The sequence below is a fragment of the Agathobaculum sp. Marseille-P7918 genome (genome assembly GCF_900625105.1).
Lineage (GTDB): Bacteria > Bacillota > Clostridia > Oscillospirales > Butyricicoccaceae > Agathobaculum.
In genome coordinates this window covers 248,717-269,526 of record NZ_UYYD01000002.1, presented here as the reverse complement: position 1 = coordinate 269,526, position 20,810 = coordinate 248,717, and the positions used below count along the sequence as shown (strand labels likewise).

General features: G+C 62.5%; 18 protein-coding genes. 16 read left to right on the top strand and 2 right to left on the bottom strand.

From position 1 onward, the window contains the following. From priA to EJL02_RS04755, 12 genes are all read left to right on the top strand, one after another. Positions 1-2,454: a replication restart helicase PriA gene (gene priA, locus EJL02_RS04810; protein ID WP_125115276.1), complete on the top strand. Its 2,454-nt coding sequence runs from the start codon at positions 1-3 to the stop codon at positions 2,452-2,454. Between the two features lie 14 nt (positions 2,455-2,468). Then, positions 2,469-3,077: a GNAT family N-acetyltransferase gene (locus tag EJL02_RS04805; RefSeq protein WP_125115275.1), complete on the top strand. Its 609-nt coding sequence runs from the start codon at positions 2,469-2,471 to the stop codon at positions 3,075-3,077. Position 3,078: 1 nt separating this feature from the next. Then, on the top strand, positions 3,079-3,579 hold the full coding sequence (gene def / locus EJL02_RS04800; RefSeq protein WP_125115274.1) for a peptide deformylase: 501 nt from the start codon (positions 3,079-3,081) through the stop codon (positions 3,577-3,579). Next, positions 3,576-4,508 carry a methionyl-tRNA formyltransferase gene (fmt, locus tag EJL02_RS04795; protein ID WP_125115273.1) on the top strand — a complete coding sequence of 311 codons (933 nt, stop codon included), beginning with the start codon at positions 3,576-3,578 and terminating at the stop codon, positions 4,506-4,508. Before def ends, fmt begins: the two co-directional genes overlap by 4 nt. Before the next feature lie 3 nt (positions 4,509-4,511). Then, positions 4,512-5,219 carry a zinc metallopeptidase gene (locus EJL02_RS04790; protein WP_125115272.1) on the top strand — a complete coding sequence of 236 codons (708 nt, stop codon included), beginning with the start codon at positions 4,512-4,514 and terminating at the stop codon, positions 5,217-5,219. Continuing rightward, the gene (gene rsmB, locus EJL02_RS04785) at positions 5,212-6,564 is read left to right on the top strand and encodes a 16S rRNA (cytosine(967)-C(5))-methyltransferase RsmB (protein ID WP_125115271.1); all 1,353 of its coding nucleotides are present in this window, start codon (positions 5,212-5,214) and stop codon (positions 6,562-6,564) included. Before EJL02_RS04790 ends, rsmB begins: the two co-directional genes overlap by 8 nt. Beyond that, on the top strand, positions 6,561-7,607 hold the full coding sequence (gene rlmN / locus EJL02_RS04780) for a 23S rRNA (adenine(2503)-C(2))-methyltransferase RlmN (RefSeq protein WP_125115270.1): 1,047 nt from the start codon (positions 6,561-6,563) through the stop codon (positions 7,605-7,607). The genes rsmB and rlmN overlap by 4 nt, the downstream gene beginning before the upstream one ends. 54 nt (positions 7,608-7,661) lie before the next feature. Next, on the top strand, positions 7,662-8,414 hold the full coding sequence (locus EJL02_RS04775; RefSeq protein WP_125115269.1) for a Stp1/IreP family PP2C-type Ser/Thr phosphatase: 753 nt from the start codon (positions 7,662-7,664) through the stop codon (positions 8,412-8,414). A gap of 6 nt (positions 8,415-8,420) precedes the next feature. Next, positions 8,421-10,454 carry a Stk1 family PASTA domain-containing Ser/Thr kinase gene (gene pknB, locus EJL02_RS04770; protein WP_125115268.1) on the top strand — a complete coding sequence of 678 codons (2,034 nt, stop codon included), beginning with the start codon at positions 8,421-8,423 and terminating at the stop codon, positions 10,452-10,454. Between the two features lie 16 nt (positions 10,455-10,470). Continuing rightward, on the top strand, positions 10,471-11,370 hold the full coding sequence (gene rsgA / locus EJL02_RS04765; protein WP_330548621.1) for a ribosome small subunit-dependent GTPase A: 900 nt from the start codon (positions 10,471-10,473) through the stop codon (positions 11,368-11,370). Beyond that, the gene (locus EJL02_RS04760; RefSeq protein WP_125115267.1) at positions 11,340-12,002 is read left to right on the top strand and encodes a thiamine diphosphokinase; all 663 of its coding nucleotides are present in this window, start codon (positions 11,340-11,342) and stop codon (positions 12,000-12,002) included. The genes rsgA and EJL02_RS04760 overlap by 31 nt, the downstream gene beginning before the upstream one ends. Positions 12,003-12,145: 143 nt before the next feature. Next, positions 12,146-13,339, top strand: coding sequence for a pyridoxal phosphate-dependent aminotransferase (locus EJL02_RS04755; protein ID WP_243114415.1), 1,194 nt, complete (start codon positions 12,146-12,148; stop codon positions 13,337-13,339). Positions 13,340-13,388: 49 nt separating this feature from the next. On the opposite strand, the gene EJL02_RS04750 is transcribed toward EJL02_RS04755, so the two are convergent. Beyond that, positions 13,389-14,036 carry a GNAT family N-acetyltransferase gene (locus EJL02_RS04750; protein WP_125115266.1) on the bottom strand — a complete coding sequence of 216 codons (648 nt, stop codon included), beginning with the start codon at positions 14,034-14,036 and terminating at the stop codon, positions 13,389-13,391. A 258-nt stretch (positions 14,037-14,294) separates the two neighbouring features. Here EJL02_RS04750 and purB point away from each other — a divergent pair, with 258 nt between their 5' ends. The 4 genes from purB (at position 14,295) to nrdR (ending at position 19,793) form a co-directional block, all read left to right on the top strand. Further along, positions 14,295-15,725 (top strand): adenylosuccinate lyase, encoded by a 1,431-nt coding sequence (gene purB, locus EJL02_RS04745; protein ID WP_125115265.1) that lies wholly within the window; start codon positions 14,295-14,297, stop codon positions 15,723-15,725. A gap of 82 nt (positions 15,726-15,807) precedes the next feature. Then, positions 15,808-18,294, top strand: coding sequence for a protein translocase subunit SecD (secD, locus tag EJL02_RS04740; RefSeq protein WP_125115264.1), 2,487 nt, complete (start codon positions 15,808-15,810; stop codon positions 18,292-18,294). Between the two features lie 139 nt (positions 18,295-18,433). After that, positions 18,434-19,225: a sugar phosphate isomerase/epimerase family protein gene (locus EJL02_RS04735; protein WP_125115263.1), complete on the top strand. Its 792-nt coding sequence runs from the start codon at positions 18,434-18,436 to the stop codon at positions 19,223-19,225. A 112-nt stretch (positions 19,226-19,337) separates the two neighbouring features. Continuing rightward, positions 19,338-19,793, top strand: coding sequence for a transcriptional regulator NrdR (nrdR, locus tag EJL02_RS04730; protein ID WP_125115262.1), 456 nt, complete (start codon positions 19,338-19,340; stop codon positions 19,791-19,793). Between the two features lie 98 nt (positions 19,794-19,891). Here nrdR and EJL02_RS04725 read toward each other — a convergent pair whose 3' ends face one another. Beyond that, positions 19,892-20,671 carry a hypothetical protein gene (locus EJL02_RS04725; RefSeq protein WP_125115261.1) on the bottom strand — a complete coding sequence of 260 codons (780 nt, stop codon included), beginning with the start codon at positions 20,669-20,671 and terminating at the stop codon, positions 19,892-19,894. Between the last annotated feature and the right edge of the window lie 139 nt (positions 20,672-20,810).

Here is a 20,810-nt window from a genome sequence, read left to right as displayed (position 1 = left end):
TTGACGGAAAACATCTGCGCGGTCGCCGTGGACGCGGCGACCTACGCCATCGACAAGCTGTACTCCTACCGTGTGCCGGACGAGCTGCGGGAACAGGTGCAAATCGGCACCCGTGTTCTCGTGCCGTTCGGCTTTGGCAATAAACGGGCGGAAGCGGTCGTGCTCGCGTTCCGAGGGGACGCGGGCGGAAGGAAGATCAAACCGGTCATCGAAGTGCTGGACGACACGCCGATTTTGTCCGCGCAGCAGCTCAAACTCGCCGCGTGGATGCGTGAGCGGCTGTACTGCACGTTTTTCGACTGCGTGCATGTCATGCTGCCCGCGGGGCTGTGGTTCAAGCGCAACGAGACGTACACGCTCGCGCCCGATGCCGACCTTGCCGCCCTGCGGCAGCGGGACGGGGATGCGGGCCGTGTGATGCAGCTGTTCGACCAGCCGGGGCAGACGCTTGCCGTGTCCGATATCCGGCAGCGGCTGGGCGGCAAAAGCGTCACCCGCGTGCTGGACGCGCTGACCGGCGAGGGCGTGCTGACCTATCACAGCAACACTGTGCAGAAATCGGGCGACAAGACCGAGAAAATGCTCGCGCTCGACATGGAGTCGGGCGAGGCGATGGCGCGCATCAGCCGCCGCAGCCCCGCGCGCATGGACGTGGTTTCCGTGCTGGCGGACGGCGGCTGGATGAGCCAGAAAGAGCTGGTGTACATGACGGGCGTGACCGACGCCGCGCTGCGCGACATGGTCAAAAAGGGCATCCTGCGCGCGCGGCAGGAGGAGCGCTTGCGCACGCCGGACTTTTCCGAGGTGCCGCCCGCGCCGCCGCCGGTGCTGAGTGCGGCGCAGCAGCAGGCCTACGACGGCCTTGCCGCCCTGATGGACGAGGACGCGCCGCGCGCGGCGCTGTTGTTCGGCGTGACCGGCAGCGGCAAAACGCAGGTGTATCTCAAGCTTATCGCGCACGCGCTCGAGCAGGGCAAAAGCGCGATCGTGCTCGTGCCCGAGATCGGCTTGACGCCGCAGGTGATGCGGCAGTTCGCCGCGCAGTTCGGCGACACGGTCGCCGTGCTGCACTCCGCGCTGTCGGCCGGGGAACGGTACGACAGCTTCAAAAAGATCAGTTCCGGCCGCGCGCGCGTCGTCATCGGCACGCGCTCGGCGGTGTTTGCGCCGGTCGAGCGCCTTGGGGTGCTCATCCTCGACGAGGAGCAGGACGGCGCTTATAAATCCGAGCAGTCGCCGCGCTACCACGCGCGCGACGTGGCGAAATACCGCGCCGCACACGAAAATGCGCTGCTGGTGCTCGGCTCCGCGACCCCGTCGGTCGAGACCTATTACGGGGCGAAACAAGGCAAATATCCGGTGTTCACGCTCACCGAGCGCTTTCTGGGCACCAGCCTGCCCGAGGTGCAGATCGCGGATCTGCGCGGGCAGGCGCGCGAAGGGCGCAGCGGCGTGATCGGCCAGCAGCTCGAGCATGAGCTGATCGACACGCTGCAAAAGGGCAAGCAGGCGATCCTGTTTCTCAACCGGCGCGGCAACAGCCGCGTGATCGGCTGCGCGCTGTGCGGCTGGGTGCCCGAATGCCCGTCGTGCTCGACCAGCATGACCTATCACTCGGCCTCGGGCCGCGCGATGTGCCACTATTGCGGCGCGTCCATCAAAATCACGGGTACCTGCCCGGTCTGCGGCGGCACGAGCCTGTTTACCGAAACGCCGGGGACGCAGCGCGTCGAGCAGGAGCTGCACGAGAAATTCCCGGCGGCGCGTGTGCTGCGCATGGACGCGGACACGATGACCACCAAGGGCGCGCACGAAAAGCTGCTGTCGCAGTTCGCGAAAGGCGGCGCGGACATCCTGCTCGGCACGCAGATGGTGACCAAGGGGCTGGATTTCGAGAATGTGACGCTCGTCGGTGTGCTCGACGCTGACCAAAGCCTGTACGCGCAGGATTACCGCGCGCGTGAGCGTACGTTTTCACTGATTACGCAGGTGGTCGGGCGCGCAGGACGGCGGTTTGACACGGGCAAGGCGGTCATCCAGACCTACAGCCCGACGCATCCGGTCATCCTGACCGCCGCGCGGCAGGATTATGAGGCGTTTTTCGAGCGCGAGCTCGAAACGCGGCAGGCGCTGCAATGCCCGCCGGTCTGTGACCTGACCGTGCTGACCGCGGTGGGCGAGGTCGAGCAGCAGGTGCTCGCGAGCCTTTTGGCGCTTAAAACCCGGCTGCAAAGTCTGATGGAAGGGCAGTACGCGGACGTCAAAGCGCCCGTGCTCGGCCCGGCGGCAGCGCAGGTGGTCAAGGTCATGGGGCGCTATCGCTACCACCTGACCATGCGCGCGCACAACACCGCGCGCTGGCGGGCGCTGATCGCGGGCGTCATGCGCGAGTTTTTGCTGGACAGCAAAAATCGCGGCGTGACCGTATTTGCAGACGAAAATCCCGACCTGTAAGGCGTGGAGGAACTATGGAACAACAATTTGTGATCCGGCAGGCGGCGGCGCAGGACGCGGCCGCGCTGCTGGAGATTTACCGGCCGTTTATCACGGATACGGTCGTCACTTTTGAATATGAGGTGCCCGCGGCGGCGGAATTTGCCGCGCGCATCACGGATACGCTCGCGTTTTTCCCCTATTTGGTGTGCGAGCGGGACGGCAAGCCGGTCGGCTACGCCTACGCGCACCACATCCGCGAACGAGCGGCGTACGACTGGGCGGTCGAGCTGTCCATCTACCTTGCGCCCGAAGCGCAGGGGCAGGGCGTGGGCACGGTGCTCTACCAGTGCCTGATCGACCTGCTGGGGCAGCAGAACATCCGCATTTTGTACGGCTGCGTCACGCTGCCGAACGAAGGCAGCCGCCGCCTGCATGAAAAATTGGGCTTTGCGCTCACCGGCGTGTGGCACGGCTCGGGCTGGAAGTTCGGGCAGTGGCACGACGTGGGCTGGTTTGAAAAGCGTTTGGGCGGGGACGGGCCGGCGCAGCCGGTCGTGGCGTTTCCCGCGCTCGAACCGAAAAAAATACAGGAATGTTTATGCCGGTATACGGCAATGCTGAAGGATGGAGGACTGAACTGACATGGCACTTCGTAAAATTCTGACACAGGGCGACGAACAGCTCTTGAAGCACAGCCGCAAGGTGGAAAAATTCGACGCGCGTCTGCATACACTGCTCGACGACATGCGCGAGACGCTGGAAAACTCGGGCGGTGTGGGACTTGCCGCACCGCAGGTGGGCGTACTGCGCCGCGTGGTCGTGCTGCTGGACGTCAACACCGAGCCCGAGGAAATGGTCGAGCTGGTCAACCCCGAGGTGATCGAGCAGCGCGGCGAGCAGCGCGTGGTCGAGGGCTGTCTGTCCGTTCCGGGCGTGTACGGCTACGTCACCCGCCCGACCTGGGCCAAGATCCGCGCGCAGGACCGCGACGGCAACTGGTTCGAGCGTGAGGGTGAGGGCATTGTCGCGCAGTGCTTCTGCCACGAGACCGAGCATCTGGACGGCCACCTGTTCACCGAAAAGGTGGAGGAGTATGTCGATCTGGAGGAGATGCAGTCGGACGAAGAGGGCGACGCGGAATGAGGATCGTATTCATGGGCACGCCGGACTTCGCCGTGCCAAGCTTGCAGGCGCTGATTAATGCGGGACATGAGGTGTGCGCGGTATACACCCAGCCCGACAAGCCGCAGGGCCGCAAGCAGATTTTGACCCCGCCGCCGGTGAAAACGCTGGCGCAGGCGCATGGCATCCCGGTGTATCAGCCGCAGACGCTCAAAAACGAGGACGCACAGGCGCAGCTGCGCGCGCTCGCGCCCGAGGTCATCATCGTCGTGGCCTATGGCAAGCTGCTGCCGAAGGCCGTGCTGGACATCCCGCCGCGCGGCTGCATCAACGTGCACGGCTCGCTGCTGCCGCGCTGGCGCGGCGCCGCGCCCATCCAGTGGGCGGTGATCGCGGGCGATGAGAAGGCGGGCGTGACCACCATGCAGATGGGCGAAGGGCTGGACACGGGCGATATGCTGCTCACCTGCGAAACCGAAATCGGCGCGCGGGAGACCGCGGGCGAGCTGTTCGACCGGCTCGCGCAGGCGGGCGCGGAACTTCTGGTGCGCACACTCGAAGGGCTGGACAGCGTCGTTCCCACCCCGCAGGACGACAGCCAGAGCTGCTATGCGCACATGCTGGATAAGCAGATGGCCGTGATCGACTGGACGAAGTCCGCACACGAGATCGACTGCCTGATCCGCGGCCTCAACCCGTGGCCGGTCGCACTGACGACGTTGCACGGCGAACGGCTCAAGGTCTATGCGGCGCGGCCGGTGGACGGTAAGGGCGCACCGGGCGAGGTGCTGGTGAGCGATGCGAAAAAGGGGCTGATTGTGGCGTGCGGCGCGGGGGCGCTGGCGCTCGAGGAGATTCAACTGGTCGGCGGCAAACGCATGAAAAGCGCAGACTTCCTGCGCGGCCATGCGGTGGAGAAGGCAACCGTTTTGGGCGAATCAAAGGAGTAAACTATGCCTTATTTTGGTTACTACGGCATTGATATGTACTATATCGTGCTGGTTGTTCCCTGCATCATTCTGGCCTTTTGGGCGCAGAGCAAGGTCAAAAGTACGTTTAACCAGTATTCCCAGGTGTTCAATCGCCGCGGCCTGAGCGGCGCGCAGGCCGCGGACGCGGTGCTGCGCGCAAACGGCGTAAGCGGCGTGCGCATCGAGCGTGTGTCCGGCCGTCTCACCGACCATTTCGACCCGCGCTCCAACGTCATCCGCCTGTCGGACGCGGTGTATGACTCGACCTCGGTCGCGTCGGTCGGCGTGGCGGCGCACGAGGCGGGCCACGCGGTGCAGCATGCGGTCGGCTATTTTCCGATCCGGCTGCGCTCGGCCATCATCCCGCTGACGCAGTTCGGTTCGACGATGGCATTCCCGCTGATTATAGCGGGTATTTTCCTCAATTCCGAAGTGTTTATCAATATCGGCATTCTCGCGTTTGCGCTTTCGACCGTGTTCCAGCTGGTGACGCTGCCGGTCGAGCTGGACGCGTCGCGCCGCGCGCTGGCGGCCATCCGCGAGCGCAACCTGCTGTATGAAGACGAATATCCGATGGCGAAAAAGACGCTGACCGCCGCCGCGATGACCTATGTGGCCGCGCTGGCGGTGTCGCTCGCGCAGCTTTTGCGCCTGCTGCTGATTTTTGGAGGACGGAGACGAGATGACTGACAAACGCCCGCGCACGGCGCGCGAAGCCGCGGCCTTTGCGCTGTTCGCGATGGACGAGGACGGCGCGTGGTCGGACGGCGCGCTGCACCAGTGCCTTGCCCGCGCCGCGCTTGACGGCCGCGACGCGGCGCTGGCCTCCCGGCTGGTGTACGGTACGGTGCAGAACGAGACGCTGCTCGACTGGTACCTGCGCCACTTTTCCAGCGTGCGGCTCAAAAAGATCGCGCCGCGCGTGCGCACCTGCCTGCGCATGGGGCTGTATCAGCTGATTTTGATGGATAAAATCCCGCCGCACGCCGCGGTCGCGGAAACGGTGGCGCTCGTGCGGCGGTACTGCCGCGCGGACGGGCGCACGGTGTCGTTCGCGAACGCCGTGCTGCGGCACGCGGCGGACGCCGTGCAGAACGGCAGCCTGCCCGTGCTCGACTGCCCGGATAAGGAAAGCTACTACGCCCTGCGGTACAGCCATCCCGAATGGCTGGTGCGGCTGTGGTCCGAGCAGTTCGGCCAGAAGATGGCCGGGCAGCTGTGCGCGGCGGACAACGCGGACACGCCGGTGTCCGTGCGGGTAAATTTGATGAAAACCACGCCCGAAGCCGCGCGTGCGGCGCTCGAGAGCGCGGGGCTGACCGTGCAGGTGCACCCGGCGTTTGACGACATCCTGCTGTGCACCGGCGGGGACGCCGCGGCAACGCCCGCGTTTGAGGCGGGCGAGATCACCGTGCAGGACGCGGCGAGCGCGCTGGCGGCGGCGGTGGCCGGTCCCAAACCGGGCGACATCGTGCTCGATTGCTGTGCCGCGCCCGGCGGTAAGAGTTTTGCCATGGCCGGACGCATGCAGGGGCGCGGCAGCGTCACTTCGTGCGACATTTACGAACATAAGCTGACCCGCATCCGCGAGGGTGCGGCGCGGCTGGGGCTGCCCAACATCCGCACCGCCTTGCAGGACGCGTCCGCGCCGCGGGACGAGTGGAAGGGCACGGCGGACGTCGTGCTGTGCGACGTGCCGTGCTCGGGGCTGGGTATCATCCGCAAAAAGCCCGAGATCCGCTACAAAGACCCGGCGGAACTGGAAAACCTGCCCGCTTTGCAGGCAAAAATCCTGCAAAACTGCGCGCAGTATGTCAAGCCCGGCGGCACGCTGGTCTATTCGACCTGCACGATCCTGCGGCGCGAAAACGAGGACGTGGTGCGCGCGTTTCTCATCGCAAACCCGGATTTCGAGGCCGCGCCGTGGGAGCACAAGGTATGCGGCGCGCGCGAGGACGGCATGGTCACGCTCCTGCCGCCCGTACATCAGACCGATGGCTTTTTTATCGCCAAAATGAGGAAGAAAAACGCATGACAGAGATCAAAAGTCTGACAATTCAAGAACTCAAAGAGGAGCTTGCCGCGATGGGCGAAAAGCCCTTCCGCGCGGGACAGATCTTCAAATGGCTCCACGGAGGCGTAGAGTCCTTTGAAGAGATGTCCAACCTGTCCAAAGACCTGCGCGCAAGACTTGCCGAGCGGTTTATCCTGACCGTGCCGCAGGTGGCGCGCAAGCAGGTCAGTCAAGTGGACGGCACGGTCAAGTACCTGTGGCGGCTACGGGACGGCGACTGCGTCGAGTCGGTGCTGATGCACTACGAGCACGGCGTGTCGGTCTGCGTGTCCACGCAGGTCGGCTGCCGGATGGGATGCAAGTTCTGCGCCTCGGGCTTAAATGGCCTCAAGCGCCATCTGTCCGCAGGCGAAATCCTCGACGAAGTGCTGTTCATGCAGAAGGACAGCGGCGAGACCGTGTCCAACATCGTGCTCATGGGTACAGGCGAGCCGCTCGACAACTATGATAACGTGCTGAAATTCCTGCATTTGGTCAGCTGCCCAGAGGGTGTCAACATCGGTCAGCGGCATATTTCCTTGTCAACCAGCGGAATTGCTGATAAAATAGAGAAGTTAGCGGGGGAAAAGTTGCAGATCACGCTGTCGGTGTCGCTGCACGCGCCGGATGACGAGACGCGCTCGTCCATCATGCCGGTCAACGACGCGTATCCGGTCGAGCGGCTGATGCGCGCCTGCCGGTATTACTTTGACACGACCGGACGGCGCATCTCCTACGAGTACATGATGGCGCGCGATAAGACCGATCGCCCGTGGCAGGCCGAAAAGTTGGCTTCGCTTCTGCGCGGACGGCCCGCGCACGTCAATCTCATCCCGCTCAACGAGGTGGCGGAAAGCCCGCTGCGGCCCTCGCGGCCCGAGACCGTGCGCCGGTTCCAGCAGGCACTGGAAAAGCGCGGCGTGACCGCGACCGTGCGCCGCAAGCTCGGCCCGGACATCGACGCCGCCTGCGGCCAGCTGCGCCGCCGGGAGCTGCAAAAACAGCAGGATACAGGCCGGTTTTGACCAAAACCGGAGGTTATATCGGGAAAATCCGTATCAGACACTGGAGGTGTTCGTATGGAATGGTTTGGCTTGACGGACAGAGGCCGTGTGCGCCCGACCAATCAGGATATCTATCAAATCGAAGCGCGGGAGGAAAACCAGACCGCGCTGATCGTCGTGTGCGACGGCATGGGCGGCGCGAACGCGGGCAATGTAGCCAGCCGCTTTGCCGCGCAGGCGTTTGTGGAATACGCGCGCGGCATGCTGGACCGCGAGCTGGACGCCGAAAAGCGGCAGGCGCTGCTCACGCAGGCGCTCGAGCAGGCAAACGACACGGTCTTTACGCTGGCCGGCCGGCAGCCGGAGTTCCGCGGCATGGGCACGACGCTGGTCGCAGCGCTCGTGCAGGGCGATCAGGCGACCGTTCTGAACGTCGGCGACAGCCGCGCGTACTTATTCGACGGCACCCGTCTGCATCAGCTGACCGAGGATCACTCCTATGTCGAGGAGATGCGCCGTCAGGGCCGCATCACCGAGGCGGACGCCCGCACCCATCCGCAGAAAAACCTGATCACCCGCGCGGTCGGCGTCGAGCCGGACGTCGAGGGCGACCTGTTTGAGGCGCGTCTTGCGCTGGGCGAAACGCTGCTGCTGTGTTCGGACGGTTTGACCGGCATGGCCGAGGACGAGCAGATCGCCCGGACGCTCAAAGATGCCAAAACGCTCGCGCTGGCGGGCGATGCGTTGCTGACCCTGGCGCTTGAGGGCGGCGGCCGCGACAATATCACGGTTGCGCTGTTCACCCGCGGCGCGAAAGAGGAGGCGTAACCCCATATGGATAAATATATCGGCAAGTTGCTCGGCGGCCGGTATGAGATCATCGACGTGGTCGGCGTAGGCGGCATGGCGGTCGTCTATCGCGCGCGCGATGTGGTGCTCAACCGGTATGTCGCCGTCAAGATCCTCAAGGACGAATATGCCAAGGACCCGGATATCCGCAAGCGCTTCTCGATCGAGTCGCAGGCGGTCGCCAAGCTCAGCCATCACAACATCGTGTCGGTGTTTGACGTGGGCAGCGAAAACGGCACGGATTATATCGTCATGGAACTGATCGAGGGCATCACCCTCAAGGAATATTTGCAGAAAAAGGGCCACCTGGGCTGGCAGGAAGCCGTGTTCTTCGCGGAGCAGATCTGCCGCGCGCTCATGCATGCGCATTCCCGCGGCATCATCCATCAGGATATCAAGCCGCAGAACGTCATCATCCTGCGCGACGGCACCGCCAAGCTGACCGATTTCGGCATCGCGTCCTTCGCCACCACGCAGGAGACCCGCGTGGTGCAGGAGGCCATCGGCTCGGTGCACTATATCTCGCCCGAGCAGGCCAAGGGTTCCAAGATCGACTACCGGACGGATATTTATTCGCTCGGCGTCGTGATGTACGAAATGCTGACCGGCAAGCTGCCGTTTGAAGGCGAAACCGCGCTGCAGGTTGTCATGCAGCACTTAAATGCGGTGCCGCTCGCGCCGAGCGAACTCCTGCCCGGCATCCCCAAGGGGCTGGACGAGATCGTCATGCACGCGATGTGCGCCAATATCGGCAAGCGCTACGCTTCGGCGGAGGCGCTGTATGCCGATCTGGAACAGCTGAAAAACAATGTACAGACGCGCTTTGACTATGCCGCGGCGGACGATGAGACGGGCGAGACGCATGTCATCGGCCGGGACGTGCAGCGCGCCGCGCGGCGTACTGCCGCGCAGGAGCAGTCGGCCCGCGTGGCCGCGCAGCGGCGCGAGACCGCAACGGCCGTGCGCGAGCCGGAGGGCTTTTTCGACCGTCTGGCCGAGCGCCCGGCACTGGCTGCGGGCATCGCGGTCGCGGTCGTGGCCGTGATTGCGCTGGTGGTGGTCGGTCTGCTGATGTTCACGGGCGGCAGCGGCGAGAATAAGATCACCGTGCCGTCGCTGGTCGGGCAGACGATCGACGACGTGATGTCCGATTCGACCTACACCGAACAGTTCACCATTCAGGAAGCCGCGGAACGCAAGGAATCCGACCGGCCGGTCGGCGAGATCCTTGAACAGGACCCCGAACCGGGCACCAAGGTGACCAAGGGCACGATCATCACGCTGACCGTCTCCGCAGGCGGCGATAACGTCAGCGACACTTATAAGATCATCGACTTCAAGGGCCGCACGCTGGAATACGCGCAGGCCATGCTGGATGAGCATAACGTCAGCTATACGACGCAGGAAGAATTCAGCGACGAGGTGGAAGCGGGCAAGATCACGCGCACCGATCCCGCTGCCGGCGAGGAGCTCGAAAAGGGCGCGACGCTGACCATTTATATCAGCAAGGGCAAGGAAGATAAAAAGGCGACCGTGCCCGACCTGTACGGCATGTCGCAGAGCGGCGCCAAGCAGGCGCTGGAGGGCCAGGGCCTGTCGCTCGGCTCGGTCGATCAGGTGGAAAGCTCGGCTGCGGTCGGCACGGTCGTCTGGCAGTCGGTGAGCAAGGGAACCGAGGTCAGCCAGGGCACCGCGGTCAACATCCAGATCTCCAAGGGCAAGAGCCAGCAGACCAACCCGCCGGATACGTCGGATAACGACGAGCCGAGCGGCGGCGGCAGCGGCACGCAGGAGCCGCCCACCCCGACCACGGGTTCGGCCACCATTCCGGTGGCGCTGCCGGACAACACGGATATGGCGCATGTGGTCATCTCGGTGGACGGCGTGGTGCAGTATGACGAGACGCTTGAGACCAGCATGGGCAGCGTCTCGGTGCCGCTGACCAGCTCGCCCGGCCAGCATGAGGTCACGGTCAGCGTGGACGGCGTGTCCAGTTCGCAGACCTACACTTTCAACTGATGGAAGGGGCGAAAGTTTGATCGAAGGGATCATTCTCAAGGGCATCGGCGGGTTCTACTATGTGGACACCGCCGAAGGCCTGATCGAATGCAAGGCGCGCGGTCGGTTCCGCAAAACCGTGGGCAAGCCCATCGTGGGCGACCGCGTCACACTCGAAATCCAGCCCGAGGATGGCACGGGCTACCTGCTCACCATCGCGCCGCGCAAAAACAGCCTGGTGCGGCCCGCGGTGGCCAACCTCGACCTGCTGGTGGCGGTCGTGTCGGCCGCCCCGCCGGTGACCGACCCGTTCCTGATCGACAAGGTGACCGCGATCGCGGTGCACAAGGAGATCGGCGCGCTGGTGGTCATCAACAAGACCGACGAAAACCCGGGCGATGAGCTGTATGCGATCTATCAGAAAAGCGGCATCGATGTGCTGCGCGTGAGCGCGAAAACCGGCGCGGGCATCGACGCGCTCAAGGATCGCCTGCGCGGCCGCGTGGCGGCGTTTGCGGGCAACTCGGGCGTGGGCAAGTCGAGCGTTTTAAACCGCATCGACCCGCAGTTCGGCGCGGCGGTCGGCGCGATCTCGGACCGCATTGGCCGCGGCAAGCATACCACGCGCCATGTCGAGCTGCATCCGATCGAGGGCGGCGGCTACATCGCGGATACGCCGGGCTTTTCCTCGTTTGAGACCGACCAGATGGATCTGGTGCTGGCCGAGGATCTGCAATATGCGTTCCCGGAATTTGCGCCCTACATCGGGCAGTGCCGGTTCACCGGCTGCGCCCATGTCAAGGAAAAGGGCTGCGCGGTGCTTGCGGCCGTCGAGGCGGGCGAGATCGCGAAAAGCCGGCACGAAAGTTATGTCAAGCTGTACGAAAGCGTAAAGGACTTGAAAGAATGGGAGATTTCCAAGGGCGGCACGCGCTGATTTTTGCGGCCGCGCCCGAAACCGAATATGGGTACATCCGCGCTTTTCTGGACGAGCATCCGGACGCGCTGATCGCCTGCGCGGACGGCGGGCTGCGCCATGCGCGCGCGCTCGGCCTGCATCCGGACTTTATGATCGCGGACTGCGATTCCAGCCCGGAGATCGAGGGCACGGAGATCATCCGCCTGAAACCCGAAAAGGACGACACCGATACGCAGGGCTGCCTGCGCGAGGTGTTCCGCCGCGGCTGCACCGAGGCAACGCTCGTGTGCGCGACCGGCGGCCGCATCGACCATGAGCTGGCCAACCTGTCGCTGCTGGAAGAAGCCAGTGCGATGGGCGGGCATCTGACCGTGCTCGACCGGCAGAACCGCATTGTTTTGCATGAGGGCGGCTGCCGGAAATTCAAAATGCCGGCGGCGTACCACTATTTTTCCATTGTGCCGCTCGACGCCGTGCTGCATGGTGTGACGATCGAAAATGCAAAATACCCGCTGCATGACGCCGTCGTCACGCGCGCGGGTATGGTCACGATATCCAACGAGGCCGCCGCAAACGCAATTGTTACGGTCGAAATCCGGGACGGGCGTGCGCTCGTCGTCTTTTCGCGCGACGTGGACCGCGCTTTGTGAAAGTTCCACACCAAAACCGCCCAAACAGGCGGTTTTTTCTATTCTTCTGTTTTGCAATTTTGCGGGCGCGGACTTGCAAAAGGAAACCGGCAGGCATATAATAAAACCATAGAGAGACGAAAAGGGAGTGCTGAGCAGTGGCATTGAAACCGATTTCCAGAATCGCGGCGGGGGTACAGGCGTCCACAACGCTTGTCATCGACTCGCTGTTCAAGCAGATGAAGGCCGAAGGCAAGGATGTGGTCGGCTTTGGCGCGGGCGAACCCGATTTCCCGACCCCGGAACACATCAAGCAGGCTGGCATCGAAGCGATCGAGAACAACCAGACCCGTTATACGCCGGCGGCCGGCCTGATGGAGCTGCGCGAAGCGGCGTGCTACCGTCTGAAAGCCGATTTCGGTCTGGATTACGAGCCTAAGCAGATCGTGGTCGCATCCGGTGCGAAGCACTCGGTTTATATCGCGCTGATGACGCTGTGCAACCCGGGCGATGAGGTCGTCATCGCAGCGCCCTACTGGGTCAGCTACTCGGAAATGGTGCAGCAGGCGGGCGCGGTGCCCGTGATTGTGACGGCGGAAGAGGAGCAGGACTTCAAGATCACCGCAGCGCAGCTGGAAGCGGCGATCACGGATAAGACCAAGGTGTTCATGCTCAACTCGCCCTGCAACCCGACCGGCATGGTGTACACCCGGAAGGAACTGGAGGAGATCGCCGAGGTCTGCTGCCGCAAGAACATTTATGTCATCGCGGACGAGATCTACTGCAATCTGGTGTATGACGACATTGAGTTTGTCTCCTTCGCGTCGCTCGGCGAGGACGTTAAGAACCGCACCATCATCGTCAACGGCGTCTCCAAGAGCTATGCCATGACCGGCTGGCGCATCGGTTACAGCGCATCCAACCCGGAACTGGCGCGCGTGATGGGCAACTACCTGAGCCACTCCACCTCGGCGCCGTCCACGATCTCGCAGCATGCGGCGATTGTGGCGCTCAAGGGTCCACAGGAGGATATGCAGGTGATGAAGCAGGCGTTCGAGAAGCGCCGCGACCATCTGGTGGAGCGCATGAACCGCATCGAGGGCGTTTCCTGCATCAAGCCGCAGGGCGCGTTCTATGTCATGATGAACATGAAGAACTTCCTCGGCAAGACCATGTACGGCAAGAAGATCGAGAGCGCGGAGGACTTTGCGCAGCTGTTCCTCGAAAAGGGACTGGTCGCGACCGTGCCGTGCACCGCGTTTGCGGCGCCGGGCTTTGTCCGCTGGAGCTATGCAACCTCGCTGGCGGAGATCGACAAGGGTCTTGACCGGCTGGAGGAGTTCATTAAGAACGCATAAAAGCAGGTTATAGAAAAAGGACGTGCGTTGCACGTCCTTTTTTGTCGTTTCAGATGGATAGCGGTGAGAGCAGCGGCAGCAGCAGCCGGTATTCGGTGAAGTCGCCGCAGGTGTACACCTGTTTGAGTTTGAAGCCGAAATGCAGGTACATCGGCACGTTTTCGCGCGACAGCGTTTCGAGCGCGACCGCGGGATACCCCTGTGCGGCGGCGTGCTCGATCGCGCCTTCGAGCAGCTCGCGGGCGATGCCCGTGCCGCGGTAAGGCTTGTCCACCGCAAATTGCGCGATGTAATACGGCCGGCCGCAGTAGCGTTTGTACCAGTGGGCACTGTGCACCGCGAGGATCGGGCGGCTGTTGCGCATGATCTGCGTCAGCAGGGCGTTGGGGATGTCGCGCAGCACGCGCCCGTGCCGCAGGGCATAGAAAAACTGCCCGACCGGGCCGAAGCGCGACAGCCGCCGCGGGTCCGCGCCCACGAGCGCGCCGGCCAGCCCGCCGTCCGGTGCATCGCACACGAAAACGTCCCCGCGCGAGAAAAAGTACCCCTGCCCGAGACTGAGCACGGTCGGGCCGATCCGGCGGGCGGTTTCCGGGTCGATGCCGGAAAACTGCTGCTGCAATTCCTGTTTTTCGTAAAACTGGTCGAACATCAACGCGGCCAGCGCCGCGCGGTCCTCCTGCCGGGCTTTTCGCATGCTTGCGCACCTCCTGCATCCTTGCTGCCCTGATGATAGCACGCGTTCGCGCCCGGCGTCAAGCGGTTGGGCGCGGGGACGTGTCAAATCCGCGGCGCGGTGCGGTCAAGTCTTTGTCAATTGTTACAATATGTGCGCGAAATCGGGCGATTTCGCTTGAAAAGAACCGTGTGGAGTGTTAAACTAAATAAGATGTTTCACTGTGTGTCCATTTGTTTTTCGCAAGGGAAAAAAGATAGATTGGAAAGGACGACTGACATGAATAACGTGTACGAAAGCCCGCTGTCCTCGCGCTATGCCTCGGAAGAGATGCTGTATGTGTTCTCCTCGGACATGAAATTCTCTACCTGGCGCCGTCTGTGGCTGTCTCTGGCCAAGGCGGAGATGGCGCTCGGCCTGCCCATCACGCAGGAGCAGGTCGATGAGATGGCCGCGCATCTGACCGACATCGACTATGACACCGCGCGCGCCCGTGAGAAGGAAGTGCGCCACGATGTCATGGCGCATGTGTACACCTTCGGCAAAGCGGCGCCGAAGGCGGCCGGTATCATCCATCTGGGTGCGACCAGCGCGTATGTGGGCGACAACACCGATATCATCCAGATCCGCGAGGGTTTGCTGCTGGTGCGCAAAAAGCTCGCGGTCGTGCTGGACAAGCTCGCGCGCTTTGCCGACGAGCACAAGGCGCAGCCGACGCTCGGCTTTACGCACTTCCAGCCCGCGCAGCTGACGACCGTCGGCAAGCGTGCAACGCTCTGGATGAACGAGCTGCTGATGGACTTAAACGAGGTTGAGTACCGCATCGCCAACCTGCGCATGCTGGGCAGCAAGGGCACGACCGGCACGCAGGCTTCCTTTATGGAGCTGTTTGACGGCGACGAGGGCAAGGTCAAGGAACTGGAAAAGCGCATCGCGGACGACTTCGGCTTTGCGGGCGTGGTTCCGGTGTCCGGCCAGACCTATTCGCGCAAGATCGACGCGCAGACGCTGGCAACGCTCGCCGGCATTGCAGAGTCCGCGTCCAAGTTCGCCACCGACCTGCGCCTGCTCCAGCACCTCAAGGAGATCGAGGAGCCGTTTGAAAAGCATCAGATCGGCTCGTCCGCGATGCCGTACAAGCGTAACCCGATGCGTTCCGAGCGCATTTGCGCGCTGGCGCGCTACGTCATCTGCGACAGCCTGAATCCGGCCTTCACTTCCGCGACCCAGTGGTTCGAGCGCACGCTGGACGACTCGGCCAACAAGCGCATTTCCGTGCCCGAGGCGTTCCTTGCGGTGGACGCGATCCTCAATATTATGATCAACGTCGTGTCCGGTCTGGTGGTTTACCCCAAGGTCATCCACGCGCATGTGATGAACGAGCTGCCCTTCATGGCGACCGAGAACATCATGATGGACGCGGTCAAGCGTGGCGGCAACCGCCAGGAGCTGCATGAGCGCATCCGCGAGCACTCGATGGCGGCCGGCAAGCGCATCAAGGAGGAAGGTCTGGACAACGACCTGATCGACCGCATCGCGGCCGACCCGATGTTCGGCATGACGCGCGAGCAGATCCTTGCGCATCTCGACCCGGCGGCTTACATCGGCCGCTGCCCGTCGCAGGTGGATGAGTTCATCAGCGAGTGCGTCCGTCCGGCGATTGCACCCTATCTGGGAGGGGAAGAGGTTACCGTAGAGATCAACCTGTAAGCGCGGTGCGCTGCGGTTGACTTTTGCGCAGTTTCGCAGTATACTACTTGAGCTGTGCAACAAAACGAAGGAGGCAGAAACATTGAAGAAAAGTGTGATTTCCTTCATTGCGGTTATGCTTGTGATCATTTTCCTGGGCATTACCGCAGTGACAGGTGTGTATATTCCGGGGGGCTGGACCATGCCGTTCCGGGATGCCGCGGTATCGGACACCGCGGATACGGCGGACACCGCCACGAACACCGATACCGCCGCGGATACCACCGCGGACGATACGGCAAATCAGTCCACGGACACGACAGACGAGCAGCCGGCGGACGACACCGCAGCCGATGATACGGCAGCGGACGACACCGCTGCAACGGACACCGCCGCAAACGATACGGCGGCAGCTGACACCGATGTCAACACTGCGGACGCATCTACGGATACGACGGACACGACCGTCGCAGCGTCCCTCAAGGCGATCATCCCGAGCGTGCTGGATACCGAAAACGGCATCCGTCTGGGCCTTGACCTGGTCGGCGGCTCGCGCATCGTCTATGAAGCGCAGATCCCGGACGGCTATGATATGTCCAATCTGTCCGATGATATGAACTCGGTGCAGAAGGTCATCCGTCAGCGCCTGACCGATAAGGGCTTCACCGAAGCGACCGTCACCCTGACGGGCGACAACCGCGTCACGGTCGAGATCCCGCAGATCACCAACCCGGAAGAGGCCGTGCAGACGCTTGGCACCACCGCGCAGCTGCTCTTTATGGATGCAGACGGCAAGGAATGGCTGACCGGTGAGGACATCGCCAAGGCGTCCTACGGTTACGGCCGCCCGACCGGTTCGGAAGTGACCGATGTACATTATGTACAGGTGCAGTTCACCAACGAGGGCCGCGAGAAGTTCGCGGAGGCCACTGAGTCGGTGTCCAGCCGCACGGACGGCACCAACCAGCTGTACATCGTCATGGATAACCAGATCATCTCCTATCCGTCGGTCAGCAGCAAGATCGACAGCGATAGCTGTGTCATTTCGGGCAGCTTCACCCGCGAGAGCGCGCAGGAGCTGGCTGACCTGATCAACGCAGGCCAGATTCCGTTCTCGCTGACGCAGGTGGAACTGCGTTCGGTCGGCCCGCAGCTGGGCGCGGACGCAATGCGCACCTCGCTGATCGCAGGCGCAATCGGCGTGCTGCTGGTTTGCCTGTTCATGCTGATCGTTTACCGCATCCCCGGTCTGGTTGCCTGCCTCGCGCTGGGCTTCTACATCGTGATCGAAGCGCTGATCTTCAGCCTGATCCGCGTCAACCTGTCTCTGCCGGGCATCGCGGGTATCATATTGTCAATCGGTATGGCGGTTGACGCCAACGTCGTCATCTTCGAGCGCATCAAGGAAGAGCTGCGCGCGGGCAAGACGGTCAAGAGCGCGATCGATTCGGGCTTCAAGCGCGCGTTTACTGCAATTCTGGACTCCAACGTCACCACCCTGATCGCGGCGGCGGTTCTGTTCTTCCTCGGCACCGGCACGATCGTCGGCTTCGCGACCACGCTGGGCATCGGCGTTATCATCTCCATGTTCACCGCGCTGACCGTGACCCACTTCCTGCTCAACCGCATGGTGGACTTCCACATCCGCAGCCCCAAGGCGTATGGCCTGACCAAGCATGCGCTGCGTCCGCGTTTTGCGGTGCTCAAGCACTTCAAGCTCTTCGGCGGCATCTCGATCCTGCTGGTCATCACCGGTCTGGTTTCGCTCCTTGCGCTGCCGTTCGGTCAGAACTTCTTTAACCTGAGCATTGACTTCGCCGGCGGCACCGAGATGGAATTCGCGATGCACCAGACGGTGGATCAGAGCCTCCAGACCGAGGTCGGCGACCTGTTCCAGGAAGTCACCGGCACCGAGGCATCCTCGGTTACTTCGTCGGGTGACAACAATGAGAACGTGCTCATCCGTTCGACCTCGATCGATTCGGAGAAGCGTCAGGCAGTCATCGAAAAGATGACCGAAACCTACGGTCTGGCCGACACGGATATCTATAACAACAACGACGTTTCGCCGTCGGTCGGTTCCGACCTGCAGCGCGCGGCGTTCCTGTGCGCGATCGTGGCTATCGTGCTGATGCTGATCTACATCACCATCCGCTTCGAGCTGACCAGCGGTCTGGCAGCGATCGTGTGCCTGGTGCACGACCTGATGGTCATGCTTTCGGTTTACGTCTGGCTGCAGATCCCGCTGGACACCAACTTCATCGCCGCGGCGCTGACCATCTTCGGTTATTCGATCAACGCGTCGATCATCGTATTCGACCGCGTGCGTGAGAACCTGCGCACCGCGCGCAAGGAGCCGTTTGAGGACGTCGCCGAGCGCAGCGTATGGCAGACCATGGGCCGTACGATCAACACCTCGCTGACTACGCTGTTCACGGTCGGCATGATCTTCATTCTGGGCGTGCCGTCGCTCAAGCAGTTCACGCTGCCGCTGATCGTCGGTATCCTCGCGGGCGCTTGGTCGTCCATCATGCTGTCCTCCAGCCTGTGGGCGTTCTTCCGCAAGAAGTTCCGCAAAAAGCGTATCTGAGTTTATTACAAAAGGCCGGGCTGATGCCCGGCCTTTTGCCGGTTTGCGCGACGGGCGTGCAAAACCGGGCAAACTGGAATGAGACATCTGTGCGGCGGGGGCAGTGGGCGCCCGGCACAGCAAAAAAGGAGGGGAAGCCATGCGGATCGGCATGTCAACCGCGTGTTTTTATCCGCAGCCGCTCGAAGAGATCCTGCCGGTGATCGCGGGATTGGGCGTGCACGCGGTAGAGATCTTTTTCAATACGGAAAGCGAGGCGCGGCCGCGCTTTTATGAAACGCTGGGCGCGCAGGCGCGCAGCCTCGGACTGGATGTGGTGTCCGTGCATCCGTATACCTCGCTGATGGAGGGCATGCTGCTGTTTTCCGACTACGCGCGCCGCACCGAGGACGGCATGATGCAGTATCAGCGGTATTTCGAGTGCGCGGCGGCGCTGGGCGCGCGGTTTCTGACCTTCCACGGCGAGCGCGACATGGGGCAGAAGGACGACCCGGCGCGTTGGGAGCGCAAATGCCGGGCGTACCGGCGGCTGTGCGAGATCGGCGCGGCCTGCGGCGTGACGCTGGCGCAGGAAAATGTCGCGTGGTGCCGCTCGCGCGACCCGGCCTTCCTGCATGCGCTGTACCGCGATGTGCCCGAATTGCGGTACACGCTGGACATCAAGCAGGCCTACCGCGCGGGGCAGAGCTGGAAGGCGTTTGCCGACGCGATGGGCGACCGGCTGGTCAACGTCCACATCAACGATTTTTCCACCGAGCAAAGCTGCCTGATGCCGGGCGCGGGCACGATGGATTATGCGTCGTTTTTCTCGCGGCTGCGCGCGGACGGCTATGACGGGCACACCATCATCGAGGTCTATCGCTCGAACTTCGGCGCGCCCGAGGAGCTGCAGCACGCGGTGCGCACACTGCGGCGGTTTGCCTCGGTGTAACATGCGAAAAGCGGGGCGCAGATTTAGGTGTGTTGATTGACTTTACACCACAAGCGGTGGTATAATAGGGGAAAATGAAGGAAAAAACACCGGGTTGCAAGGGGGAAACGCAATGAAATGTCCGTTTTGCGGGTATGATGACAGCAAGGTCGTCGATTCCAGACCGACTGACGAGGGAACGAGCATCCGCCGCCGCAGGGAATGTCTCAAATGTCTCAAGCGTTTTACCACCTATGAGACCGTGGAGCGTATGCCGCTGATGCTGGTCAAGCGGGACGGCACGCGGCAGGCCTACGACCGGCAGAAACTGCTCAACGGTTTGGTCAAGGCGTGCGAAAAGCGGCCGGTGTCGCTGGCACAGCTCGAGCAGATCGTGGATAACGTCGAGCAGAAGGTGTTTGGCTCACTCGAAAGCGAAGTGTCCAGCAAGGTGATCGGCGAGCTGGTCATGGAGCAGCTGCGCAAGGTCGATGAAGTGGCCTATGTGCGATTCGCCTCGGTGTACCGCCAGTTTAAGGACATCAACACCTTTATGGAGGAGCTCAATACCCTGCTCAAGGATAAGTGAGCTTCGGTTTTCTCCCACAAGCAGAAATCAGCCAAAAGACAAAGGACGCAAAGCATTTTCCTGCTTTGCGTTCTTTTTTTACTGGAAAAATCATAGCGTTACGGCGCGGCCTCGGCCAAAAGCGCCTCCACCTCACTGCGGGTCATCTGCACCACCGGGTCGTCGGGCGAAAATACAGCGTCCGGATCATCCGGGTCCGGGCCGAAAGCGATATAGCTGAAGATGTCCGGCGCGGTTTCACACAGCTGACAGAATCGCGCGCCGACGATCTGGTAACTGTCCGCAGGGAAGGCAGTATCCGGGTCTGCATGCGTCAAAAACAGGATGTATTTGCTCCCAACCAACGGGTCGAAATGATAATCCGCGTGTTCGTGCACGATGGTGTTTTGCAGCTGCGCATCCGTGCGGTCGGTCACGCGTTCCCGCGTGCCCTGCGCCGTGAGCTGGTCATATTGCGAGAGATAGCCGCCCGAGCTGTATATCGTGAGCGCCGGGTCGGCGGGCGCTTCGCCCAACAGCGTCTGCTCGGCGGTGAAATCAAATTTTGTCCACGCATCCGCGCCGAAATTGACATATTCTTTGCCGGTCACGGTGCCGTACACGATCACATCGGCCAGCGAAACCATGTTTTCCAGGAAGGGATACTGCGCCCAATCCACGATACCAGTGCCCTCGACCACGTCCATGCCCGCGTACTGCGTCGGCGGTTCGGTCGCGATGATGTCCGCGACCGTGACGGTCTGCGCGTCGGACGGCTGCGCAGCGGCAGCAGGGGCGTCGGCGTCCGGCGCTTCTGCGGACGAGGCGGGCGCGCAGCCGCATAAGGCGGCAAACCCGCCTGCCAGCAAAATACACAGCGCGAAAATGGTCTTGCGCATCCGACCGCCTCCTTTTGGTTTACTGTGTTTATCATACCACAATTTGCGTCCAAACAAAATACTGCCTGGCGTTTGCACGCAATGCGTCGGGAAACCGTTGCGAAAACCGGGGCGGTAGGGTATGATGAAAGCATGCAAC

What these genes read in the sequence shown, in the direction of transcription:
- def (WP_125115274.1), top strand. Translation starts at nt 3,079, where the DNA reads ATGGCACTTCGTAAAATTCTGACACAGGGCGACGAACAGCTCTTGAAG.
- EJL02_RS04790 (WP_125115272.1), top strand. Translation starts at nt 4,512, where the DNA reads ATGCCTTATTTTGGTTACTACGGCATTGATATGTACTATATCGTGCTG.
- purB (WP_125115265.1), top strand. Translation starts at nt 14,295, where the DNA reads ATGAATAACGTGTACGAAAGCCCGCTGTCCTCGCGCTATGCCTCGGAA.
- EJL02_RS04805 (WP_125115275.1), top strand. Translation starts at nt 2,469, where the DNA reads ATGGAACAACAATTTGTGATCCGGCAGGCGGCGGCGCAGGACGCGGCC.
- EJL02_RS04760 (WP_125115267.1), top strand. Translation starts at nt 11,340, where the DNA reads ATGGGAGATTTCCAAGGGCGGCACGCGCTGATTTTTGCGGCCGCGCCC.
- EJL02_RS04750 (WP_125115266.1), bottom strand. Translation starts at nt 14,036, where the DNA reads ATGCGAAAAGCCCGGCAGGAGGACCGCGCGGCGCTGGCCGCGTTGATG.
- nrdR (WP_125115262.1), top strand. Translation starts at nt 19,338, where the DNA reads ATGAAATGTCCGTTTTGCGGGTATGATGACAGCAAGGTCGTCGATTCC.
- rsmB (WP_125115271.1), top strand. Translation starts at nt 5,212, where the DNA reads ATGACTGACAAACGCCCGCGCACGGCGCGCGAAGCCGCGGCCTTTGCG.
- pknB (WP_125115268.1), top strand. Translation starts at nt 8,421, where the DNA reads ATGGATAAATATATCGGCAAGTTGCTCGGCGGCCGGTATGAGATCATC.
- fmt (WP_125115273.1), top strand. Translation starts at nt 3,576, where the DNA reads ATGAGGATCGTATTCATGGGCACGCCGGACTTCGCCGTGCCAAGCTTG.
- rlmN (WP_125115270.1), top strand. Translation starts at nt 6,561, where the DNA reads ATGACAGAGATCAAAAGTCTGACAATTCAAGAACTCAAAGAGGAGCTT.
- EJL02_RS04735 (WP_125115263.1), top strand. Translation starts at nt 18,434, where the DNA reads ATGCGGATCGGCATGTCAACCGCGTGTTTTTATCCGCAGCCGCTCGAA.
- EJL02_RS04775 (WP_125115269.1), top strand. Translation starts at nt 7,662, where the DNA reads ATGGAATGGTTTGGCTTGACGGACAGAGGCCGTGTGCGCCCGACCAAT.
- EJL02_RS04725 (WP_125115261.1), bottom strand. Translation starts at nt 20,671, where the DNA reads ATGCGCAAGACCATTTTCGCGCTGTGTATTTTGCTGGCAGGCGGGTTT.